At 76.0% G+C, this 6032-nt stretch carries 8 protein-coding genes; 4 read left to right on the forward strand and 4 right to left on the reverse strand.

The window, feature by feature from the left end; genetic code table 11:
- Positions 1-125 precede the first annotated feature (125 nt).
- A complete protein-coding gene (locus tag ACIQOV_RS23175; protein ID WP_401051274.1) occupies positions 126-767 on the reverse strand; it encodes an L-threonylcarbamoyladenylate synthase in 642 nt (213 codons plus the stop codon).
- A gap of 231 nt (positions 768-998) precedes the next feature.
- Between ACIQOV_RS23175 and ACIQOV_RS23180 the strand changes: the two genes are divergently transcribed.
- Positions 999-1352 (forward strand): hypothetical protein, encoded by a 354-nt coding sequence (locus tag ACIQOV_RS23180; protein ID WP_380540904.1) that lies wholly within the window; start codon positions 999-1001, stop codon positions 1350-1352.
- A 60-nt stretch (positions 1353-1412) separates the two neighbouring features.
- Here the strand turns inward: ACIQOV_RS23180 and ACIQOV_RS23185 are convergent, their stop codons facing one another.
- Both ACIQOV_RS23185 and ACIQOV_RS23190 read right to left on the reverse strand, forming a co-directional pair.
- Complete coding sequence (locus ACIQOV_RS23185) at positions 1413-1568, reverse strand: DUF6131 family protein (RefSeq protein WP_401051289.1); 156 nt, start codon at positions 1566-1568, stop codon at positions 1413-1415.
- Between the two features lie 167 nt (positions 1569-1735).
- Positions 1736-3259, reverse strand: coding sequence for a threonine/serine exporter ThrE family protein (locus ACIQOV_RS23190; RefSeq protein WP_401051278.1), 1524 nt, complete (start codon positions 3257-3259; stop codon positions 1736-1738).
- A gap of 284 nt (positions 3260-3543) precedes the next feature.
- On the opposite strand from ACIQOV_RS23190, the gene ACIQOV_RS23195 reads away from it, so the two are divergent.
- The gene (locus ACIQOV_RS23195) at positions 3544-3867 is read left to right on the forward strand and encodes a plasmid stabilization protein (protein WP_401051281.1); all 324 of its coding nucleotides are present in this window, start codon (positions 3544-3546) and stop codon (positions 3865-3867) included.
- A gap of 262 nt (positions 3868-4129) precedes the next feature.
- Here the strand turns inward: ACIQOV_RS23195 and ACIQOV_RS23200 are convergent, their stop codons facing one another.
- Complete coding sequence (locus tag ACIQOV_RS23200) at positions 4130-4792, reverse strand: TetR/AcrR family transcriptional regulator (protein ID WP_401051284.1); 663 nt, start codon at positions 4790-4792, stop codon at positions 4130-4132.
- A 175-nt stretch (positions 4793-4967) separates the two neighbouring features.
- Here ACIQOV_RS23200 and ACIQOV_RS23205 point away from each other — a divergent pair, with 175 nt between their 5' ends.
- Both ACIQOV_RS23205 and ACIQOV_RS23210 read left to right on the forward strand, forming a co-directional pair.
- Positions 4968-5621, forward strand: coding sequence for an SRPBCC family protein (locus tag ACIQOV_RS23205; RefSeq protein WP_401051286.1), 654 nt, complete (start codon positions 4968-4970; stop codon positions 5619-5621).
- A 162-nt stretch (positions 5622-5783) separates the two neighbouring features.
- Positions 5784-5957, forward strand: a complete 174-nt coding sequence (locus tag ACIQOV_RS23210; protein WP_359903189.1) for a CsbD family protein — start codon at positions 5784-5786, stop codon at positions 5955-5957.
- Positions 5958-6032: the final 75 nt, after the last annotated feature.

Raw genomic sequence — 6032 nt, forward strand, 5'->3', positions numbered from 1 at the left:
CCCCGTCCCGGCGGAGGGCCCGCCCTCGCACGCCATCGCCGACCCTAGCGGCGGCGGCCCCGGCCGCCGGGGCGCCACGCGGTACGGCCCTTCGACCGGGCGCGGCGCCGTCCGGGGCTTCGGGCTCAGCGCTCCCGCAGGTCGGGGACCACCTCGCGCAGCCGCTCGGCGCCGAGCGCGCCCGCCCGCAGCAGGACCGGCACCTCGCCGGTGACGTCCACGATCGAGGAGGGCACGGCGGCCGCGGTCGGGCCCCCGTCGAGGTAGACGGCCACCGAGTCGCCGAGCATGCCCTGGGCGGCGTCACAGTCCTGCGGCGAGTCGTGCCCGGTCAGGTTCGCGCTGGAGACGGCCAACGGCCCGGTGGCGTTGAGCAGTTCGATGGCGACCGGGTGCGCGGGCATCCGCACCGCGACCGTCCCGTTGGTCTCGCCGAGGTCCAGCTCGACCGACTCCAGGTGGCGGGCGACCACGGTCAGCCCGCCCGGCCAGAACTCCTTGACCAGCTGCCGGGCGCGCTCCGTCACCTCGACCAGCCCGTCCAGCGCCTCCGGGGAGCCGACCAGCACCGGCGAGGGCATGTTCCGGCCCCGGCCCTTGGCCCGCAGCAGGCGGTCGACCGCCTCCGGCGCGAAGGCGTCGGCGCCCACGCCGTACACGGTGTCCGTGGGCAGCACGACCAGCTCACCGCGGCGCACCGCGGCCACGGCCTCGCGCAGCCCGGCCGCGCGCTGGGACGGGTTCGAGCAGTCAAAACGACGAGTCATCAGGGGTCTCCACCAGCGGGCCGCCGGCCCGCACCGTTCCTCCGGCCCGGCCACCTCTCCGACCGGACACGTCCTGGTCAGCCTACCCGTCCCGGACCCGGGCCCGGCCGGGCCCGGGTCCGGGTCCGGCCGGGCGGTCGCCTCCGCCGCTCGGGTGGCGCGGGGCTGCGGCGCCGTAGCGGGCCGTGGTCCCCGGGGGCGGGCCGTGGCGGGCGGACGTAGGTTGCGGACATGACCAGTGACGAGACCGTCCCGGGCGTGGGAGTGCGCCCGCTGGACGAGGTGTTCGCCGCGATCGACAAGGTCAACCGGCACCCGCGGCCCTGGACCGGCTTCGAGCACGGCGTGCTCGGCGCCTACCGGTGGGCCGCCGGCGCCCAGGTCGCGGCCCCGGTCACCGCCGCGGCCACGGCCGCCGCGACGGCCGGCGCCACCGGTCCGTGCCACGCCCAGCTGCTGGCCGAGTGCCAGGCCGCCGCCGTCCACCTCCACCGGGTCCGCGCCCAGGGGTCGGACCACAGCTACGTACTCGGCGTCCACCGGGCCCTGGCCTGGCTCTGCGGACTGCACGAGGACCGCCCCTGAGCGGGGCGGTCCGGTGCGTCGGGCGGCCGGCGCACGGCACTGAGCAGGGGTCAGCCCGGGTCAGTAGTAGTGCCGGCGGCCGCCGACAGCGTGCCCGAGTGCCCCGGCGACCAACAGGACCAGACCGATCGCGACCAGCACGATGCCGATGGTCCACAGGATCGAGATGCCGGTGACGAAGCCGACGATGAGCAGGATGACACCGAGGACTATCACGAGGGTCTCCAAGGTTGACGGATGGCCGACGGCGGGGACGGCCCCGCGCCGGCTCGAACCGGCCTGGGCCTTCCCCGGGGAGCGGGCCGGTCCCGCCCGGCCCGGCTCCACACCCCACGCGTGTACCGCGCCGCCGCCCGGGCAAACAACCGGCCCGTCATTCCCTCTCAGCGCCGGTGGCGGCCGCGCCGGCGACGGGGCGGCGCGGCCATCCGGGGCGCGGGCAGGAAGAGCCGGGCCAGCTCGCGGCCCAGGTTGACGCCGATGGCGAGGGCCATCGCCATCGCGCCGGCCCGCCCGATGCCGCTCAGCCCGACCTCGGGCTCGCCCCGCACGAAGGCGAGCATCCCGAAGTACAGCACCGAGCCGGGCAGCAGCGGCCCCAGCGCGGCGGTGATGTGCGGCAGCGCCGAGCTGCCCCGGCAGCGCGCCATGAGCTGGCCGGACAGTCCCACCAGCCCCGCCGCCAGGCCGGTGGCCAGGATCGGCTCGCCGCCCGCGTTCACCAGCACCCCGTACGTGGTCCAGCCGGCCGCGCTGTTCAGCAGAACCGCCGGCAGGGTGCCCGGCTCGGTGTTCAGCAGCACCGCGAACGCCAGGGTCAGGAGCACCGCGGCGGCGAGCTGCAACGGCGGGTTCACCGCCCCGGTCGGGACGTCCTGGGCGGCCAGGTCGGCGCCGTTGTTGACGCCGACGTAGAGCACCGTCATCACCCCGATCACCACCCCGGCCATCAGGTACAGCGCTTCGAGCAGCCGGGCGGCGGCGGTGAGGTAGAAACCCGCCAGGCCGTCCTGGGCCGCCGCCACCATGGGCCACCCCGGCAGCACCGCGTACAGCCCCCCGGTGATCACCACCGATCCACGCAGGTGCAGCCCGTTGAACGACAGCAGGATGCCGATCACGGCGGCGGGCACCGCCGCCACCACGAACTGGTAGAAGGCCGGGAGGTCGTGGCGCGCCACCAGCGCCGAGAGCCGCTCGCCCGCCAGCGCGGCGACGACGGCGCTGGCGAACACCAGCCAGGCCCGGGCGTCGGCCCGGCCGCCGATCAGCAGGGTGGCGGCCCCGGCCATCCCCCCGCAGCAGAGCACGAACAGCCGGCCCGAGTAGCGGCGGCTGTGCCGGCGGGCCGCCACCAGCCGGCCGTGCGCCTCCCGGACGGCCATCCCGCCCACGGTGATCTCGATGACCAGCCGGAACACGGCCGCCAGCCGCGCGTAGTCGACCGCCGGGCGGCGGACCGAGCACTCGGCCGTCAGCGAGGGCTCCGACGGGCCGGGCTGGTACGAGATCGCCACCCGGGTGAAGGTGACCTGCGGGTCGCACGGCTGGAGCCGGTAGGCGTGCGCAACCGCGAGCATGGCCGCCTCGACGTCCTCCGCGGCCTCGCCGCTGGCCAGCAGCAGCTCGCCGACCAGCAGCGCGAGGTCCAGCACCTGCGCCGGTTCGACACCCGCCGGCGGCTCCGCGCCGGCCCCCTCCGGCCCTGGCTGCCGATCGGCCGTCGGGGTGCGCAGCAGCGGCAGCATCATGTCGGGCCAGGGGGCCGCGGTGCCGTCGCCGTCCGGTCCGGACCGGGCGCTCGTCTCGCGCCGTCCGGGCGCGGGGGCCTGCGGCGGCACCCGTTCGGGCCGGGTGGGCCGCCCTTCCGGGCCGGCGGGCGCGCCGAGCTGCTCGTGTTCCGTCATCGCGACTCCCTGACCCCACCCCCTCCGTCAACAACGTGCAGCCGTTCAACTACCCGGAGTGACGCTGCGGCGAACGCGCCACACCCGGCACACCCGTACGGACCGGAGCACGACCCGCCGTACACGCCCCGTCGCCCCGCGCGTGCCGACCTCGGGGGCGGGGCCGACCGGCCGCCGGGCTCCCGGACGGGCCCGCGCACCGCCCCGACCGGCGGATTCGCGGCGGCGTTCGCGGGTACACGCGGCGGCGCGACGACCCCGAGCGAGGAACGGAGGCTCCGGCCATGCCCCGAGGATCCAGCCCCGAGCGGGAGCGCCAGTACGAGCACATCGAGGACAGCGCGCTCGACCGGGGCGAGAGCGAGAAGCGGGCCGAGGAGATCGCCGCCCGGACGGTGAACAAGGAGCGCGCCAGGCACGGCGAGTCGAGGACCGGCGGCCGGAGTTCGACCCACGACATGTCCTCCGGCCGGCGCGGCGGACAGCGCTCGCACCGGGGCGCCCGGGGCCCGACCTACGACCAGCCGTACAACGAGGCCAGGCAGGGCGGCATCAAGGGCCGCTCCACGATGAACAAGAGCCGGCTGGCGCACGCGCTCGGCCGCTGAGCGGCGCGCGCCACCCCAGGAGGTGCCCCGATGACCGTCCCGATGCCCCCGGATCCGGACACCCGGCCGACCCCCGGCCCCGGCCCCGACCCCGCGCCTCGGCCGGGCGAGCCCGATCCCGCGCCGCCGCCGATCCCGCCGTTCCCTCCGCCGGAGCCACTTCCGGACCCCGACGCGCCACCGCTTTCCCAGCCGCACGCCGGGCAGGCCCGAGACCTCGGCGCGGTACCGCCGATGCCGGTCGGGGCGGAACCGCGGGCGGTCAGAAATGCGGTGCCAGCAGGCCTTCCAGCTCGGCCTCGAAGAGCAGTGCGGACCGGAAGCCCATACCGGTGAAGTGCCCGGCGAGCTCCAGCGACAGCACGCCGTGCAGGCGGGTCCAGAAGGCCAGGAAGCGGTGCAGCACCTCGGGCGGGGCCGGCTGATCGCCCGCCCAGCCCCGGTGGCCCAGCAGGTGGGTGGCGAACGGCGCCTGCGGGGTCTCCGACCCGGCCGGGGCGAGCGCCGCGCAGGCGTCGACCAGCGTCCGCATCACCTCGTCGGCGATGGCGGTGGTGTCCTCCGGTGCGCGGTAGCCGGGCACGGGGGTGCCGTAGATCAGGAAGTACCGCTGGGGGTCGGCCAGCGCCCACTCGCGCAGGACGTGGGCGAGCCCGGCCAGGTCGGCGCCCTCGGCGGCGGCCGCACCGAGGGTGTCGGCGAGGCTGCGGTACGCGTCCCGGACGAGTTCGGTGATCAGCTCGTCGCGGCCGGCGAAGTAGCGGTAGAGCGCCGGGCCGCTCAGGCCCATCCGCTTGGCGATCGCGTTGACGGAGAGCGCCGAGGCGCCGGCCGTGGCGATCTGGTCCCAGGCGTGCGCCTTGATCTCCTCGCGCACCTGGGCCCGGTAGCGCTCGCGCGGGGTGTCCGTACCCGTCCCGGCCATGCTTCGCCCCGCTCTCCGAGTCGACCGACTACATGCTCACGCTTCCGTTAGAAGGTATCACGGAACCTGTTGACCTCTCAGGGCTCGGGGAGTTACAACTTCTAACGAAGGCGTGAGCATCTAGCACGCGGCGACCGTGCCGTTCCCGACGGCCGACCAGTGAATGGGGAGTTCCATGTCCGCCACCCGCAGCACCGGCACCCGCACCACCGGCACCACCGGCATCCGCAGCGCCCTGCTGACCGTCCCGCTCGCCCTCGGCCTGCTCGGCGCCGTCGCCGCACCGGCCGGGGCCGCCACCGCCCACCGCCCCGGCTCCTCGCTCACCTGCCGCGGGGCGGGCGTCGACCCCGACGCCCGGGTCCGCTACCGGACCGGGACCGTGATCCACGCGCCGCTGCGGACCGTCTGGCGGCTCCAGACCGACGTGGAGCACTGGCCCGACTGGCAGGCCCCGGTGCAGAGCGCCGAGCGCCTCGACGGCGGCCCGCTGCGCCCGGGTTCGGTGTTCCACTGGACCACCCCGCTGCCCCCGAACCCCGCCTCGACCGACCCCGTCCTGGAGATCACCTCCACCGTCCGGCAGCTGCGGCCCGGCTCCTGCATCCGCTGGACCGGCCCGGCGGTCGCGACCGGCCTGCGGATCGACGGCGTGCACGTGTGGAACGTCACCGAGGTGCCCGGCGGCGTCCTGGTGCGCACCGAGGAGACCCACACCGGCCCCCAGGTCGACGCCAACGTCCCCGCCGCCACCGACATCCTCCGCCAGGGCCTCGAAGGCTGGCTGCACGACCTGAAGACCGCCGCCGAGGCCGGCGCCGCCCGGTAGCACCGCCGCGCCGGCGAACCGCCGGGCTTCCCCGCGCGGGATCGGGACCCGGAAGACCCCGGCCACGCACGGAAGTCCCCGGGCCGCGCATGGAAGCTCCCGACCGGGGCAGACGCCGCCCGGGGCGGACTTCGCCCCCGTCGACGAGAGGAGGCACCCACTGTGGGTACCGAGAAGAAGCTGCACAACATGGCGGAGAAGGCGAGCGGCAAGGCCAAGGAAACCGCCGGGCGGGCCACCGGCGACCGCTCGACCGAGCTCAAGGGCAAGGCCGAGCAGGTGAAGAGCGACCTGAAGCAGGCCGCGGAGAAGGTCAAGGACGCGGGCAGGCACTGACCCGGCACCCGGCGGTCGCCCCGGGCGGCCACCGGGTGTCCGCTCATCCACCGCACCCCGCAGAGGAGTCGGATC

Origin of the sequence: Kitasatospora sp. NPDC091257, from assembly GCF_044757675.1 — a bacterium.
Classification (GTDB): domain Bacteria; phylum Actinomycetota; class Actinomycetes; order Streptomycetales; family Streptomycetaceae; genus Kitasatospora; species Kitasatospora lactacystinica.